The organism is Citrobacter sp. S-77, from assembly GCF_963864895.1.
Lineage (GTDB): Bacteria > Pseudomonadota > Gammaproteobacteria > Enterobacterales > Enterobacteriaceae > Citrobacter > Citrobacter murliniae.
Genome location: NZ_CAWLWU010000002.1, coordinates 2319170 through 2335072 on the forward strand (window position 1 = coordinate 2319170; position 15903 = coordinate 2335072).

General features: G+C 50.7%; 14 protein-coding genes. 9 read left to right on the forward strand and 5 right to left on the reverse strand.

Features of this window, described 5'->3' with window-relative positions; genetic code table 11:
- The 4 genes from AACS05_RS11550 to AACS05_RS11565 form a co-directional block, all read left to right on the forward strand.
- The coding region (locus tag AACS05_RS11550; protein ID WP_045442959.1) for a malic enzyme-like NAD(P)-binding protein at positions 1 to 649 on the forward strand (649 nt) is incomplete at its 5' end.
- Between the two features lie 308 nt (positions 650 to 957).
- Positions 958 to 2673 (forward strand): ABC-F family ATP-binding cassette domain-containing protein, encoded by a 1716-nt coding sequence (locus AACS05_RS11555; RefSeq protein WP_045442962.1) that lies wholly within the window; start codon positions 958 to 960, stop codon positions 2671 to 2673.
- 235 nt (positions 2674 to 2908) lie between these two features.
- Positions 2909 to 3187 (forward strand): type II toxin-antitoxin system RelE/ParE family toxin, encoded by a 279-nt coding sequence (locus tag AACS05_RS11560; protein WP_045442965.1) that lies wholly within the window; start codon positions 2909 to 2911, stop codon positions 3185 to 3187.
- On the forward strand, positions 3187 to 3471 hold the full coding sequence (locus tag AACS05_RS11565) for a HigA family addiction module antitoxin (RefSeq protein ID WP_045442967.1): 285 nt from the start codon (positions 3187 to 3189) through the stop codon (positions 3469 to 3471). Before AACS05_RS11560 ends, AACS05_RS11565 begins: the two co-directional genes overlap by 1 nt.
- A gap of 56 nt (positions 3472 to 3527) precedes the next feature.
- Here the strand turns inward: AACS05_RS11565 and AACS05_RS11570 are convergent, their stop codons facing one another.
- The 4 genes from AACS05_RS11570 to fdnG all read right to left on the reverse strand — a co-directional run bounded on the left by AACS05_RS11570 (position 3528) and on the right by fdnG (position 8853).
- On the reverse strand, positions 3528 to 4130 hold the full coding sequence (locus tag AACS05_RS11570) for an inorganic diphosphatase (RefSeq protein WP_045442970.1): 603 nt from the start codon (positions 4128 to 4130) through the stop codon (positions 3528 to 3530).
- A gap of 129 nt (positions 4131 to 4259) precedes the next feature.
- Positions 4260 to 4916 (reverse strand): formate dehydrogenase-N subunit gamma, encoded by a 657-nt coding sequence (fdnI, locus tag AACS05_RS11575; protein ID WP_045442973.1) that lies wholly within the window; start codon positions 4914 to 4916, stop codon positions 4260 to 4262.
- Positions 4909 to 5793: a formate dehydrogenase N subunit beta gene (gene fdnH, locus AACS05_RS11580; protein WP_045442976.1), complete on the reverse strand. Its 885-nt coding sequence runs from the start codon at positions 5791 to 5793 to the stop codon at positions 4909 to 4911. Before fdnH ends, fdnI begins: the two co-directional genes overlap by 8 nt.
- 12 nt (positions 5794 to 5805) lie before the next feature.
- Positions 5806 to 8853 (reverse strand): formate dehydrogenase-N subunit alpha, encoded by a 3048-nt coding sequence (gene fdnG / locus AACS05_RS11585; RefSeq protein WP_136345514.1) that lies wholly within the window; start codon positions 8851 to 8853, stop codon positions 5806 to 5808.
- Between the two features lie 287 nt (positions 8854 to 9140).
- Here fdnG and yddG point away from each other — a divergent pair, with 287 nt between their 5' ends.
- The 3 genes from yddG to AACS05_RS11600 all read left to right on the forward strand — a co-directional run bounded on the left by yddG (position 9141) and on the right by AACS05_RS11600 (position 12077).
- The gene (gene yddG, locus AACS05_RS11590; protein WP_045442981.1) at positions 9141 to 10022 is read left to right on the forward strand and encodes an aromatic amino acid efflux DMT transporter YddG; all 882 of its coding nucleotides are present in this window, start codon (positions 9141 to 9143) and stop codon (positions 10020 to 10022) included.
- A 449-nt stretch (positions 10023 to 10471) separates the two neighbouring features.
- Positions 10472 to 11554: a porin OmpC gene (gene ompC / locus AACS05_RS11595; RefSeq protein ID WP_045442984.1), complete on the forward strand. Its 1083-nt coding sequence runs from the start codon at positions 10472 to 10474 to the stop codon at positions 11552 to 11554.
- 82 nt (positions 11555 to 11636) lie between these two features.
- Positions 11637 to 12077: a GFA family protein gene (locus AACS05_RS11600; protein ID WP_045442987.1), complete on the forward strand. Its 441-nt coding sequence runs from the start codon at positions 11637 to 11639 to the stop codon at positions 12075 to 12077.
- Here AACS05_RS11600 and AACS05_RS11605 read toward each other — a convergent pair whose 3' ends face one another.
- Positions 12078 to 13565, reverse strand: coding sequence for an MFS transporter (locus AACS05_RS11605; protein WP_045442990.1), 1488 nt, complete (start codon positions 13563 to 13565; stop codon positions 12078 to 12080).
- A 117-nt stretch (positions 13566 to 13682) separates the two neighbouring features.
- On the opposite strand from AACS05_RS11605, the gene AACS05_RS11610 reads away from it, so the two are divergent.
- Positions 13683 to 14261 carry a TetR family transcriptional regulator gene (locus tag AACS05_RS11610; protein ID WP_045442993.1) on the forward strand — a complete coding sequence of 193 codons (579 nt, stop codon included), beginning with the start codon at positions 13683 to 13685 and terminating at the stop codon, positions 14259 to 14261.
- A 216-nt stretch (positions 14262 to 14477) separates the two neighbouring features.
- A complete protein-coding gene (locus AACS05_RS11615) occupies positions 14478 to 15863 on the forward strand; it encodes a NarK family nitrate/nitrite MFS transporter (protein WP_045442996.1) in 1386 nt (461 codons plus the stop codon).
- Positions 15864 to 15903 lie beyond the last annotated feature (40 nt).

Genomic DNA, 15903 nt, shown 5'->3' on the forward strand with positions numbered 1-15903 from the left:
CTTCCAGACCAAACTGGTGCAAAAACGCGAGAATCTGCAGCACTGGGATACGCAAGAAGATGTGCTGTCGCTGCTCGACGTGGTTCGCAACGTTAAGCCGGACATTCTGATCGGTGTTTCCGGGCAAACGGGTCTGTTTACCGAAGAGATTATCCGCGAGATGCACAAGCATTGTCCGCGCCCGATCGTCATGCCGCTGTCTAACCCGACGTCGCGCGTGGAAGCCACGCCGCAGGATATTATTGCCTGGACTGAAGGTAATGCCCTGGTCGCCACCGGTAGTCCGTTTGCTCCGGTAGTCTGGAAAGATAAGACCTACCCAATTGCCCAGTGTAATAACGCCTATATCTTCCCGGGTATCGGTCTTGGCGTCATTGCCTCTGGCGCATCGCGTATTACCGATGAAATGCTGATGTCTGCCAGTGAAACGCTTGCGCAGTACTCACCGCTGGTACTGAACGGCGAAGGTCTGGTGTTGCCGGAGCTGAAAGATATTCAGACCGTTTCTCGCGCTATTGCGTTTGCCGTCGGGAAAATGGCCCAGCAGCAAGGTGTGGCGGTGAAAACGTCTGCCGAAGCGCTGCAACAGGCGATTGACGAGAATTTCTGGCAGGCAGAATATCGCGACTACCGTCGTACTTCTATTTGACGGTTTTACCCGGCGGCGCCTGCCGCCGGGTGTTCAAAGCTTGCGCGAATCCATAACTTACGATTACACTTTCATCATCGATTAACATTCTGAAAAATAAAAGGAGGTAATTATGCTGTACTGTGAACGTTTCATCGCTTCACATACATTTGGCGATCGCCAGAGCTCAAGCGTTATCGGTATCGTGCTGCGATAACTTCTGCTTGAGCGAAGCTAACTTCTAAATCCCCTTCTCTCGGGCTTACCGGGTTATCGTCAGCGATGTTTGACGAGGCGTTTTCACGCCTGTAACTCTTGAGTAAGCAACAATGAGCACATTACTAACCGCACAATCCTTACACGTTGATACGGCATTCGGCGCGCTTTTCGACGATCTCACCTTTACCCTTAAAAAAGGCGACCGCATTGGGCTAATTGGCTATAACGGCTGTGGCAAAAGCACGTTATTAAAACTGTTGGATGGCACAATTACGCCCACCAGCGGATTAATTGCGCAGGCCAACCACTGTCATCTAGCCCGCGTGGAACAACATTTGCCGGACGACATTCTCCCGCTAACGCTACAGGAGGCGGTTCTTGCCCAGCTTCCCGAACATGAGCGCGCAGCTCAGCAGTGGCGGGTTGAATCGCTTCTCGCTGAAATGGGCTTTACGCCGGACAATTTGCATCTTACAACGCGAACTCTAAGTGGTGGGCAGCACACGCGGCTGCTGTTAGCGCGTGCGCTGATGCGTAATCCTGATCTCTTGTTGCTGGATGAACCGGGTAACCATCTGGATTTACCGACATTGCTATGGCTGGAGCAGTTCTTACAGAAGTGGTCCGGTAGTTTTGTGGTGGTATCTCACGATCCGCAGTTACTGGATGCCGTTACCCATGGAACCTGGATCCTGCGCGATCGCACCCTGCACGCTTTTGATCTGCCCTGTAGCGCGGCGCGCCAGGCCCTTGTCGACCGGGACGTCAGCGATGCACTACGCTATAAAGCTGAGCAAAAAGAGATTGATCGGGTCGCCGCCAGCGCCAAACGGCTGGCCACATGGGGACGGGTTTACGACAACGAAGATTTGTCCCGCAAAGCCAAACAGATGGAAAAACAGGTGCTGCGCCTGAAAGACAGTCAGACGGAAGTGACTGCAGGAAGTCAGTGGACACTAACATTACAGGGGGATGCTTTGCGTGCAGACCGTTTGCTGGAGATGACTCACCTGTCGGTCTCGCCGGCGCCAGATGCTGCAACGCTGTTTTCTATCGAAGGTATCAGAATCAAAAGCGGTGACCGCGTGGCGATTGTTGGCCGTAACGGTTGTGGAAAATCATCGCTATTACGGCTTATCTGGCAGCAATACCAGTCGCAGATGGCGTCCCGTTCACTGGTGTTACACCCTCGTGTCACGCTGGGGTATTACGACCAGACACTGCATCAGCTCGCGGATGACGATTCGTTGTTTGATGCGCTGGAGCCGTTTGCCCCACAGCCTGATGTTCGCAAGATGGCGTTGATTAGTGCGGGCTTTCCGTGGATCCGTCACCAGCAGTTAGTCAGCACGTTAAGCGGTGGCGAGCGTTCTCGACTGCTGTTTGTCGGGCTGACACTCGCCCGCTATAGCCTGTTGATGCTTGATGAGCCGACCAACCATCTGGACATGGAAGGCAAAGAGGCGCTGGCAAAAACGCTGCAGAGCTTTAGCGGTGGCGTGTTGCTGGTCAGTCATGATCGTCACCTTATCAGCCAAAGCTGTAACCGGTTTTGGTTTATCGATGATGGTGAACTCAGCGAATGGCACGATCTGGAAGCGATTAGCGCACGCATTCAGGAAACCGCTGATGAAATAAGCGCCAGTAAAACCCGGGTAAAAGTGGTGCCAGAAATGAGTCCTGACAGCGATGCTGTACTGGAACAGCTTCTGGAACTGGAACAACGACTGGCCGACGATCTCGCGCGCAAGCCAAAACACCAGAAGCCGCAACTTCAGGCGCAATGGCGTAAGGAGATTGAACGACTGAATTCACAACTTGAGTAAACATATTGCCGGATAAGCAAACTCATCCGGCTTACATGCGCAAATGCTCGTGTAGGCTGGATAAGGCAGTAAGCCACCATCCGGTTATTCCTGCGTAGTGCTTTCCAGATATTCCCTGACCTGCTTTTCCTTTTAACCCGTTAACGGCACTATTTTACAAAATAGCGCCCCGTAACGTTGCGTTTAATGGAACACTAATGATAGCGTTCCTCCAGAAGGAACAAGGAAGGCATGGATGATCGTGAACTTCAGGCACAAAGGATTGCGCGACTTGTATCTTCATGGGCGAACATCAGGCGTTATGGCAGAGCATGTCCGGCGATTACGGCACCGGCTCGCTGTTATTGATGCGGCAAGCAGGGTTACAGACATCAATATGCCCGGTTATAGACTCCATCCCCTGACGGGCGATCGTGGTGGAATATGGGCAATTTCTGTTTCAGGCAACTGGCGCATTACGTTTGAATTCGTCAATGGCGACGCGTACATACTGAACTACGAGGACTATCATTGATGAAAATGGCAAATCATCCCCGTCCGGGAGATATTATTCAGGAAGCGTTGGACGAGCTGAACGTCAGTCTGCGCGAGTTTGCCAGAGCAATGGGGATTGCACCTTCAACTGCAAGCCGGTTGTTAACCGGAAAAGCAACGTTAACACCTGAAATGGCGATCAAACTTTCTGTCGTGATCGGCAGTTCTCCGGAAATGTGGCTCAACCTGCAAAATACCTGGAGCCTCGCACAAGCAAAAAAAAGCGTGGATATTTCACGTCTGCGCAAGCTTACCGTTCAATAACGCACGCTTTATGCTGCAACAGCAGCCCGGATAAGCTTGCGCTATCCGGCATGGCATTATTGCTGAGGTTTTTTCTCTTTCCAGGCATCCCAGGCCTGTTTGATTTCTTGCCTCGCCGCGGCGGCGTCGTTAAAACCGTTTAGCTCAACCTTCTTGCGCCCTTCCGGCAGTTCTTTGTACACGCGGAAGAATGACTCCAGCCGTTGCACTTCGATTTTTGGCAGATCGCTCAGTTCGTTGATGTCGTCATAAGTCGGGTCAATTTTACTGGCCGGTACCGCGACAATTTTGTCGTCCTTCTCACCGCCGTCGATCATCTTCAACACGCCAATGGCACGCAGCTTAATCAATGTTCCCGGTGCCAGCGGCGCACGGGTATAGAAAATAACATCCAGTGGGTCACCGTCACCCGCCAGAGACTGGGTAAGTGAGCCATAGTTAGCCGGATAGGCAACCGGCATCGACTGGAATCGATCGGCAACAATAAAGCCGGTTTTGGCATCGGTTTCATATTTAATGATCCCACCTGCCGGGATTTCGGTCACGGCATAAAACTCTTGCGGGTTATTTTCCGGCTGAGGAAATTCAAGGATGTTCTGCGCCTGAGCTGACGCACAAAGAAACAGGCTAACTGCGAGTAATTTTTTTACCAGAAGCATTGTCTTTTACTCTCTATTATTGGAAAGACAACACCTTACGTTTCACAGATGACACAAACATGACGTTTTTTTGGCAAAAAAATGGCGCTACATCGGTAGCGCCATTTTTATCAGCAGAACGTTAATGGGCTATTTCAACCCTTCCTCGTTCTCTTTTTTCGCCTCTTCGCGTTCAACTTCGCGATACCAGCGCGGGTGATGCTTCTTCGCCCAGCGGCGGCTGACCTTCCCTTCGACCATGCCTTTAATCGATCCTTTCACCCAAAATGCCATGTACATATGGATAAGGATGGCGTGCATTAAAATAATGCCTGCCGCGGCGTGGATCAGCAGGCTGTAGCGCACAACCTGCATCGGGAAGAACTGCGCGAAGTACGGACGCCAGATAATAATACCGGTGATCAACAGCACAAAAATCATGCTCATGATTGACCAGAACATCATTTTCTGCCCGGCATTGTACTTACCGACGTCCGCCACTTTGTGTTCATTGCCCTTCAGCACTTCCACAATGTTTTTCAGCCACGGAATGTCTTTCTTATCCGGGATGTTGTGGTGAACAAAACGAACGAACATGAACATCAACGCGACGAAGATCAGCAGACCGAAGAACGGGTGCAAAATGCGCCCCATCTGCGGCGTACCGAAGGTTTGCGTCAGCCATTGCAACGTCGGGAAGAAAAACGAAATCCCCGACAGTGCGACCAGGAAGAAGCAGATCACCACCGTCCAGTGACAGGCGCGGTCGATAAATTTCGTGCGCACAATCATTTTCGACTTACTCATGATGATCCTCCTCGTCGTCGTCCACTTCCTTATTCGGGCCAATACCAATGTAGTGGTAAATCAGTCCGGCGAAGGTGGCGATAAATCCGGCGGCGGCCAGCGGTTTCAGCGCACCTTTCCACAAGTTGATAGAAGTATCAATCTGCGGATCCTTCGGCAAACCGTGGTACAACTCCGGCTGGTTGGCGTGATGCAGAACGTACATAACGTGTGTTCCACCCACACCCTGCGGGTTGTAGACACCAGCATGTTCGAAACCACGTGCTTTCAGTTTTTCCACACGCTGCTCGGCCATTTCCAACATCTCTTGCTTGGTGCCGAAATGTATCGCCCCGGTCGGACAGGTCTTCACGCAGGCAGGTTCCTGCCCAACGCTGACGCGATCCACGCACAGCGTACATTTATACACGCGGTTATCCTCTTTATTGAGGCGCGGAATATTAAATGGACACCCGGCAATACAGTACCCGCAGCCGATACAATGCTCTGACTGGAAATCAACAATCCCGTTGGCGTACTGGATGATTGCTCCGGCAGACGGGCATGCCTTCAGGCAGCCCGGATCTTCACAGTGCATGCAACCGTCTTTACGAATCAGCCATTCCAGCTTGCCGTTCTGTTCAGTTTCGGTAAACCGCATCACCGTCCAGGACTTGGCGCTGAGATCGGCGGGGTTGTCATACACCCCGACGCAATGACCCACTTCGTCGCGGATATCGTTCCACTCTGAACATGCCACCTGACAGGCTTTACAGCCTATACAGGTGGAAACGTCGATTAGTTTCGCGACTTCTGCTTTGTAATCACGTGCCTGAGGCGGCGGCGTGATGGAGTTTGTTGCGGACCTTTTAATGATGTCCTGCGTTTCCATAGACATATGTTCGCCCCCTTACGCCTTCTCGATGTTAACTAAAAACGCTTTGTATTCCGGCGTTTGCGAGTTTGCATCACCGACATTCGGCGTCAGGGTGTTGGCGATAAAGCCTTTACGCGCGACTCCTTCAAAGCCCCAGTGAATTGGGATCCCCACCGTTTCGACCTGCTGACCATTAACATGCAAGGTGCGCAGGCGACGCGTGACTACCGCAACTGCACGAATAAATCCGCGTTTGCTGCTGACCTTCACATAGTCACCGTTGGCAATACCTTTTGCTGCCGCCAGCGTTTCGCTGATCTCCACAAACTGCTCTGGTTGGGCAATCGCATTCAGCAAGGCATGCTTAGTCCAGGTGTGGAAATGTTCGGTCAAACGGTAGGTCGTACCGACGTACGGGAAGTCCTGTTTATTCCCCATACGCAACGCATCCGCTTCGTACAGACGCGCAGCCGGGTTGGAGATAACGTTCGGGTGCAGCGGGTTAGTTCCCAGCGGCGTTTCCATCGGCTCGTAGTGTTCCGGGAACGGCCCTTCCGCCAGCTTATCGATGGCGAACAGACGCCCCAGCCCTTCCGGTTGCATGATAAACGGATTGGTACCACTGCCCGGTGCTGCGTTGTTGAAGTCAGGGATGTCGTTGCCTGTCCACTTCGTCCCGTTCCACTTGATCAACATGCGTTTTGGATCCCACGGTTTACCCTGCGGATCCGCCGAGGCGCGGTTATACAGTACGCGACGGTTCAGAGGCCATGCCCATGCCCAACCCAACGTATTACCCAGCCCTGACGGGTCGGCATTATCGCGGTTAGCCATCTGGTTACCCTGCTCAGTCCAGCTACCGGTATAAATCCAGCAGGAGGATGCCGTAGTACCATCATCACGCAGGAGCGCAAAGCTGTTGAGCAACTGACCTTTCTTCGCAACCAGCACGCCGTTGGCATCATAAAGATCTTCCAGCGCATAGCCGTTATTCTCTTTCGCCACCTCTTCAGAATGCGGCTCGTCCGGTTGCTTATAGTTCCAGCTCATTTTCAGCACAGGCTCGACGCCCTTACCACCTTCAGTACGATACATCTCGCGCAGACGATGATAAATACCGGCCAGAATCTCGCCGTCATTGCGGGCTTCGCCCGGTGCGTCCTGACCTTTCCAGTGCCATTGCAGCCAGCGACCGGAGTTGGCAATTGAGCCGTCTTCTTCTGCGAAGCAGGTTGATGGCAGACGGAACACTTCGGTCTGGATCGATGCCGGATCGACATCGTTAGAATCGCCGTGGTTTTGCCAGAACGTTGAGGTCTCAGTTACCAGCGGATCGATAATCACCAGATATTTCAGTTTGCTCAGCGACTGAACCACTTTGTTTTTGTCCGGGAAGGACGCAACCGGGTTAAAGCCCTGACAGATATAGCCGGTAACTTTCCCGCTATCCATCATGTTGAAGTATTTGATGACGTCGTAGGACTGATCCCACTTCGGCAGCCACTCAAAGCCCCAGTCGTTCTCTTTCTGCGCTGCATTGCCGTAGAAAGATTTCATCAGGCTGACGAAGAACTTCGGATAGTTGCCCCAGTAGTTAACCTGTTCGGCCAGCGTTGCTTTTGGTGTGTTCGCCGCCAGATAGGTTTGCAGATCCGCCTGCTTCTCTGACGGCAGCGTCAGATAGCCTGGCAGGCTGGTAGAGAGCAGACCTAAGTCAGTTAACCCCTGAATATTGGAGTGACCACGTAAGGCGTTTACGCCACCACCGGCCATCCCCATGTTACCGAGCAGCAACTGGATCATCGCCATGGTGCGGATGTTCTGCGCCCCTACGGTATGCTGCGTCCAGCCCAGCGCGTACAGGAAGGTCGTGGTACGGTCGGCTGCACTGGTGGAGGCCAGCACTTCACACACTTTCAGGAAGTCGGCTTTCGGCGTTCCGCAGATGTTTTCCACCACATCAGGCGTGTAGCGGGAAACGTGCTGTTTCAGCAGATTCCACACACAGCGCGGATGGCTTAATGTTTCATCACGTTTAGCGTAGCCGTTTTCATCGAACTGGTAGTTCCAGGACGATTTATCGTATTGACGTTTTTTCGCGTCGTAACCGCTGAACAGACCGTCTTCAAAAGCAAAATCATCCCGCACCAGCAGACTGGCGTTGGTGTAGTGCTTAACGTATTCAGCGTTGATTTTGTTATTTTCAATCAGGTACAGCAACACGCCGGAAAGGAACGTAATGTCCGTACCGGAACGAATCGGCGCATAGATATCCGCAACCGAGGCTGTACGTGTAAAACGGGGATCGACAACAATCAGCGTGGCATCATTGTTGTTTTTGGCTTCCATCGCCCAGCGGAATCCCACCGGATGTGCTTCAGCGGCATTACCGCCCATCACCATTACGACGTTAGCGTTTTTGATATCAACCCAGTGGTTGGTCATCGCACCGCGACCAAATGTTGGAGCAAGACTTGCTACCGTTGGTCCGTGTCAGACGCGCGCCTGGTTGTCTACCGCCAGCATGCCGAGTGAGCGCACAAATTTTTGCGTCAGCATGCCGGTTTCATTACTTGCCGCAGATGCACACAGCATCCCGGTTGAAAGCCAGCGGTTTACCGTTACGCCCTGCTCATTCTTCTCAATAAAGTTGGCGTCGCGGTCAGCTTTCATTAGTTTTGCAATGCGGGAGAATGCTTCATCCCAGCTAATGCGTTGCCATTTATCGGAGCCCGGAGCGCGATATTCCGGGTAGCGCAGACGATTCTCGCTGTGCACATAATCCAGTAATCCTGCGCCCTTAGGACAGAGTGCCCCACGGCTTACCGGATGATCCGGATCCCCTTCGATATGGTAAATCGACTCTTTGGCGTTTTTTGCTCCATCACCCAGGCTATACATTAATAGCCCGCAACCTACGGAACAGTATGTGCAGGTGTTTCGGATCTCTTTCGCACGTAACAGTTTATAGTTTCGTGCCTGAGCCAGTGCCATCTTGGGTGCGAAACCCAATGCAGCAACTGTTGTTCCCGCCATACCGCCCGCGCAGATTTTAAAGAATTGTCTGCGGCTGACGTCCATTGCTTTCCTCTTTTTTGCAGGGATGCGTACACTGACATCCTCAAGTTGCACTGAAAGCGGCAACCAGGAAGATGGCGTGTACAACTTCGCGACGAAACTATCAGCTATATCCATAATTTTTTTGCGTCAAATCAATAACGAAACGGTTCCGCTACTAAATAGTGCAGTTTGTTTAACCTTCGTACCCCCAAGGGGTTAGGCAAAAGGTAATTAGTTGGCGTGTTTTAGTGTAAAGGTGCTATAAATTTCAGCTTCATTTTCGCCAGTACCGTGGACTGAAATTCAGCATGACAAAACAAAAAGCAACGTTAATTGGGCTCATTGCCATTGTGTTATGGAGCACGATGGTAGGACTGATTCGTGGGGTTAGCGAAGGACTCGGGCCTGCAGGTGGTGCCGCGATGATCTTCTCATTAAGTGGTCTCCTGCTTATTTTTACTGTCGGATTTCCAAATATCCGCAAAATTCCTGTTCGTTATTTAATCGCCGGTAGCGTACTTTTTGTCAGCTATGAAATATGTCTGGCGCTGGCATTAGGATATGCCGCAACCCGACACCAGGCTATCGAGGTAGGAATGGTCAATTATCTCTGGCCAAGCCTGACAATATTGTTTGCCATATTGTTCAATGGTCAAAAAACAACCTGGTTGGTAATCCCTGGATTAATTGTCGCATTGACCGGAGTCTGTTGGGTATTAGGTGGTGATAATGGACTCAAACCTGGTGAAATTATCAACAATGTTGCGACCAGCCCACTCAGTTATTTCCTCGCTTTTCTCGGTGCATTTATCTGGGCAACATATTGCACAGTGACCAATAAATATGCGAAGGGTTTTAATGGTATTACCGTGTTCGTTTTACTTACGGCAACGAGTTTGTGGGTTTATTATTTTATCACTCCTCAACCAGAAATGGTTTTCAGCACTCCAGTGACCATTAAGCTGTTTACCGCAGCATTAACGTTAGGATTTGCCTATGCAGCGTGGAATATTGGTATTTTACACGGCAACGTGACGGTGATGGCCGTTGGTTCATATTTCACCCCGGTACTGTCGTCTGCACTCGCGGCCGTATTACTCAGCGCCCCACTTTCGTTTTCGTTCTGGCAAGGCGCACTGATGGTCTGTGCTGGTTCCTTGCTTTGCTGGTTAGCAACACGTCGCGCCTGAAAAAGAAGCTGGGCTTTCAGAACCCGGCTACACTATAATCAAATTATGGATAATTAACGTTCATTTAGCTTGTATTTAATGTTTGCATTTGTTTAATTAAATGTTAAATATGTGATTTATTAATCAATAGTCGAAAGTATTGCAATATGAACAATATTCTTTCGCATGCATATATTACACAACCGAAACTAACGTTAATTAAACCATACGCTCCTCAATAGTCCCCCAGGTAAATATATATATCCAGACAAGTCACATATATCGACTAATACAATCAGTTGTATTATGTAGATCTGGATCACACAAATTCAAATATTCCGTAATATTATGAAACTTATTATTGAACTCATACCACAACGTCATTTAAAAATGGTTTGCCATTGACGAACACCTTCGTTTAGCAATGGTTTAGGAATCACACCAAGAAAAAATTATAAGGATTATTTAGAATGAAACTTAAATTAGTTGCAGTGGCAGTGACTTCCCTGTTGGCAGCAGGTGCGGTAAACGCAGCTGAGATTTATAACAAAGACGCAAACAAACTGGATCTGTACGGTAAAGTTCACGCTCAGCATTACTTCTCTGATGATAACGGAAGCGATGGTGACAAAACTTATGCGCGTCTGGGCTTCAAAGGCGAAACTCAGATCAATGACCAGCTGGTCGGTTTTGGTCAGTGGGAATATGAATTCAAAGGTAACCGTGCTGAATCCACCGGTGGTTCTAACAGCGATAAAACCCGTCTTGCATTCGCTGGTCTGAAATTCGCTGAATACGGTTCTTTCGACTACGGCCGTAACTACGGCGTAGCGTACGACATCGGCGCATGGACCGACGTTCTGCCTGAGTTCGGTGGTGATACCTGGACCCAGACTGACGTATTCATGACCAGCCGTACTACCGGCGTTGCAACCTACCGTAACACCGACTTCTTCGGTCTGGTTGAAGGTCTGAACTTCGCAGCTCAGTACCAGGGCAAAAACGACCGTAGCAACGTACAAGAAGCTAACGGCGACGGCTTTGGTCTGTCTACTACTTACGAATACGAAGGTTTTGGCGTAGGTGCTACCTATGCGAAATCTGACCGTACCGACCTTCAGAACAACCGTAGCAGCATTTTCAAAGCTAACGGTGAAAACGCTGAAGTATGGGCTGCTGGTCTGAAATATGATGCGAACAACATCTACCTGGCAACCACCTACTCTGAAACCCGCAACATGACCACCTACGGTTCCAATGTTAACGGTATCGCTGAAAAAGCTCAGAACTTTGAAGCTGTTGCTCAGTACCAGTTCGACTTCGGTCTGCGTCCGTCCGTTGCTTACCTGAAATCCAAAGGTAAAGACATCGCTGTATTCGGTGACCAGGATCTGGTTGAATACGTAGACTTGGGTGCTACCTATTACTTCAACAAAAACATGTCCACCTTCGTTGATTACAAAATCAACCTGCTGGATGACAACAACTTCACTCGTATTGCTGGTGTAAGCACCGACAACGTTGTGGCTGTTGGCCTGAACTACCAGTTCTAATTTTGTTGTAGTCTGAATGCAAAGCCAGTCCACTTCGGGCTGGCTTTTCTCTTGAAGTAGACTCGGTCATAAGGAGTATGCCGTGCAGACGTTCACAGGTCGTTGTCTTTGCGGACAAAGTCATTTTACCGTTAACGTCGAAATGCTTGATGTCTATGCCTGCCACTGCACGCTATGCCAGAAGTGGTCAGGAGGCATCGCCATGTATCTGGAAGCCAGTGGTCATCCGCTGATGTCGCCAGAGTCAATCGAACCTTCGCACTTTCCCTCTTCAACGCGTGGAGAACGTTTTTTCTGTTCAGGTTGCGGCTGCCCACTGTGGTTTACGCTGACCGACAGCGATCGCTATTTTATTCCGTGGACGTTACTCGAACTTAACGAGGTAGATCGCCGCCGCCTGATTTTAGCGGCAGAAATCTATACTGAAACACAACCTGCGTTCTGGAGACTGACGGGGCAATATGCTCGTCTGAGTGGAAAAGAAGTCGAAGAGATGGATTACCCCTGTCATCTAGCCCACTAGTTATTGACTATTCACCTTCGCCAGACTGAACCACATCCCTACCGCTAACACGATAAGCATGCTGCCAGCGCTGCTCAATGCCACGCTGTGAGACCAGGTAAACGCTTCTCTGGCAGCTGCAAGCAACGCGTCACTCAGGGAAGGTGGAAGCGAATGCGCTAATTGAACCGCCTCGCCCATCGATGATGAAGCGCGCTCCAGCTCCTGCGGATTAAGTCCGGCAGGTGGCAGAATCGATGCGGAAAAACTGCGACTCAGCAACAAACCAAAAATAGCGATCCCCAGTCCGGCACCCAGTTCATAGGCCATGGTTTCGATCGCCCCTGCTGCTGCCGCTTTTTCAGCCGGGGCTGCCGCCATAATAGCTGCGGTTGAAGCCAATAGCGCACTGGCGGCACTGAAACCCAGTAAGGCCATTAAAATCCAGGCTTGTATCTGCTGGGAGCTGAAATCTGTCATTGCCAGTCCGTAAAAGCTGACTGCGCTCAGCGCCATACCTGCCGTTGCTACGCAGCGTAATCCCAGACGTGATACCAACATTCCGGCGATCGGTCCGCTGAATCCGCTCGCCAGCATCACCGGCAACATAAACAGCCCCGCCTGATACGGTGTTAAACCGTGAACAAACTGCAACTCCTGAGCCATCAACAGCTCAAAACCTACCAGCGTTATCATCGCGGTCATGGCCATCACAACGCCGCTAAGGATAATGCGATGCGTAAATAGACGCATATCAATCATTGGGCGCGAAGCAGCAAGCTGGATGCGAACAAACTGCATCAGCAACAGGGCGCCAACCAACAACGTCAGTACAATCACACCGGTCGCGATATGTCCTTTTAACGCAGTTTTGGCGCTATAAACCAGCAACAAGATAGCGACAATCAACATTATCGCATGACCGAAATTTAGCGACTGATCGCGACGTCCTGCCTGGCGCGGAACGTAACGCGCGGTCAATGCCATCACGACCAGAACAATCGGGACATTTATTAAGAATACAGATCCCCAGTAGAAGTGCTCCAGCAGCATGCCGCCGACTAACGGACCAAATGCCGCACCACCGGAACCCACTGCCGCCCAGACACCGAGGGCCATATTGCGGTGGCGTTGCTCGGCAAAGGTCGCACGAATGCCGGCAAGCGTCGCCGGTACGATCATCGCCGCACCGATGGCCAGCACCGCTCTGGTGGCGATGAGCCAGCCGGCAGTAGGTGCAAACGCTGCGGCCAGCGACGCCAGACCAAATAACCCTCCACCCAATAGCAGCAGGCGTTTAAAACCGATGCGATCGCCCAGAGCCCCCATCGGCAAGACCATCCCTGCCATTACCAGGGAATAAATATCGATGATCCACAGTAGCTCGTTACCACTGGCACCCAGCGTCATACTTAGCGTGGGCGCGGCAACGTGCAGCACCGTTGCATCAATCGCAACAGGGATGTAGACCAGCACAATAATCACTAACGTTAACCACTGACGAAACATAAAAATCCCTTCAAACTGAAACTGGACACATGTCCAGCTTTGGCGATCCTACGGAAAATTGAACACATGTCCAACTTTTTTTGTTAGACTGCGAACAACACAGGTACTGGAGGGTGTATGAGCTATTTGAATCGAGATGAACGTCGGGAAGTGATCCTGCAGGCAGCCATGCGAGTGGCGCTGGAGGAAGGTTTTACTGCCATGACGGTGCGACGAATAGCCTCAGAGGCTAACGTGGCAACTGGTCAGTTACACCACCACTTTACCTCCGCCGGTGAACTCAAATCCCTGGCTTTTGTTCGACTGATTCGTACTCTGCTCGATGCTGAACTGGTGAGTGAAGACGCTAGTTTTCGCGAACGACTGCATTCGATGCTCGGCAGCGAGGAAGGTGGGTTCGAGCCTTACATCAAGCTCTGGCGCGAAGCGCAAATCCTGGCGGATAAAGATCCTGAAATCAAAAGCGCCTATCTACTGACGATGCGAATGTGGCACGAAGAGACAACGGCTATCATTATCCGCGGCCAGCAGGCCGGCGAATTTTCCCGCGCACCGGATGCCGCTGACGTCGCCTGGCGTTTAATCGGTCTGGTCTGTGGTCTTGATGGCATGTATGTGCTGGGTATTGCGGAAATGGCCGATCCCGCCTTCACGCGGCATCTGGATCGTATGATAACTCTGGAACTATTTAGCTGAATTAATAGATGAGTTAACAATACATCTTTTTAAGTTTACAATTAGTAACACTTAAACAACGCGTTATTTCCCCATCACACCGCGCTATTGCACTTTTTTATCTATTCTTTCAGTCAATATTCCTAAAACTTTTCAATAGTTTCTAAAAAGAGCTCGCGCGGCTCTTCCTCTGCCTATTTCTTTTTTTCATGAACGACGTGTGCATGTGAGGACAATATGGCACTACAAAATGAGAAAAATAATCGTTATCTTTTAACTGACTGGAAACCTGAAAACCCCGCATTTTGGGATAATAAAGGTAAACATATAGCCCGGAGAAACCTCTGGATATCAGTAAGTTGCCTGCTGCTTGCCTTCTGCGTCTGGATGTTATTTAGCGCCGTGGCAGTGAATTTAAATAAAATTGGCTTTAATTTCACTACCGATCAACTCTTTTTATTAACCGCATTACCTTCCCTCTCTGGTGCAATATTACGCGTCCCCTACTCCTTTATGGTGCCTATATTTGGTGGTCGCCGCTGGACGATTTTCAGCACTGTAATTCTTGTTATTCCTTGTCTGTGGCTCGGATTTGCCGTGCAAAACACATCTACTCCGTTTGGCGTATTTATTGTTATTGCACTGATGTGTGGATTTGCTGGCGCCAACTTTGCCTCCAGCATGGGCAATATTAGTTTTTTCTTCCCAAAAGCCAAACAAGGCAGCGCGTTAGGCGTTAACGGCGGTCTCGGTAACCTGGGCGTCAGCGTAATGCAATTGATCGCGCCACTGGTTATTTTTCTGCCCATTTTTACCTTTTTGGGCGTACAGGGCGTACCACAGCCTGATGGCTCATTACTGTCGCTGGCTAACGCAGCGTGGATTTGGGTTCCATTGCTGCTGCTCTCAACGCTGGCGGCAGGTATGGGGATGAATGACATCGCCAGCTCAAAGGCTTCTATCGCCTCTCAGTTACCGGTCCTCAAGCGCTTTCATCTTTGGCTGTTAAGCCTGCTGTACCTCGCTACCTTCGGGTCATTTATCGGCTTTTCAGCAGGATTTGCCATGCTGGCAAAAACCCAGTTCCCCGACGTGAATATTCTGCAACTCGCGTTCTTCGGCCCGTTTATCGGCGCTCTGGCGCGTTCTGCAGGCGGCGTTATTTCTGACAAATTTGGCGGCGTACGGGTGACATTAATCAACTTCATGTTTATGGCGTTGTTTAGCGGCCTGCTGTTTCTCACCTTGCCAGGTTCAGGCTCGGGGAGTTTCACCGCCTTCTACCTCGTGTTTATGGGACTGTTCCTGACCGCAGGACTGGGGAGCGGATCGACCTTCCAGATGATTGCGGTGATCTTTCGCAAAATCACAATTTACCGGGTGAAACTGCGCGGAGGCACTGAAGAACAGGCCCAGCGTGAAGCGGTGACAGATACCGCCGCCGCGCTTGGGTTTATCTCCGCTATTGGCGCAGTTGGCGGTTTTTTCATCCCAAAAGCGTTTGGCTCATCCCTGGCGCTGACCGGATCTCCCGTTGGCGCTATGAAAATATTTTTAGTGTTTTACATCGTCTGCGTGCTGGTGACCTGGCTGGTCTATGGCCGCAAATCACAAAAAAAATAACAACGTACATACCGCAGGATCGAATGCTTTTGTCGGCCGG

What these genes read in the sequence shown, in the direction of transcription:
- AACS05_RS11610 (WP_045442993.1), top strand. Translation starts at nt 13,683, where the DNA reads ATGAGCTATTTGAATCGAGATGAACGTCGGGAAGTGATCCTGCAGGCA.
- AACS05_RS11605 (WP_045442990.1), bottom strand. Translation starts at nt 13,565, where the DNA reads ATGTTTCGTCAGTGGTTAACGTTAGTGATTATTGTGCTGGTCTACATC.
- fdnH (WP_045442976.1), bottom strand. Translation starts at nt 5,793, where the DNA reads ATGTCTATGGAAACGCAGGACATCATTAAAAGGTCCGCAACAAACTCC.
- AACS05_RS11560 (WP_045442965.1), top strand. Translation starts at nt 2,909, where the DNA reads ATGATCGTGAACTTCAGGCACAAAGGATTGCGCGACTTGTATCTTCAT.
- AACS05_RS11570 (WP_045442970.1), bottom strand. Translation starts at nt 4,130, where the DNA reads ATGCTTCTGGTAAAAAAATTACTCGCAGTTAGCCTGTTTCTTTGTGCG.
- ompC (WP_045442984.1), top strand. Translation starts at nt 10,472, where the DNA reads ATGAAACTTAAATTAGTTGCAGTGGCAGTGACTTCCCTGTTGGCAGCA.
- fdnI (WP_045442973.1), bottom strand. Translation starts at nt 4,916, where the DNA reads ATGAGTAAGTCGAAAATGATTGTGCGCACGAAATTTATCGACCGCGCC.
- AACS05_RS11555 (WP_045442962.1), top strand. Translation starts at nt 958, where the DNA reads ATGAGCACATTACTAACCGCACAATCCTTACACGTTGATACGGCATTC.
- AACS05_RS11615 (WP_045442996.1), top strand. Translation starts at nt 14,478, where the DNA reads ATGGCACTACAAAATGAGAAAAATAATCGTTATCTTTTAACTGACTGG.
- yddG (WP_045442981.1), top strand. Translation starts at nt 9,141, where the DNA reads ATGACAAAACAAAAAGCAACGTTAATTGGGCTCATTGCCATTGTGTTA.
- AACS05_RS11565 (WP_045442967.1), top strand. Translation starts at nt 3,187, where the DNA reads ATGAAAATGGCAAATCATCCCCGTCCGGGAGATATTATTCAGGAAGCG.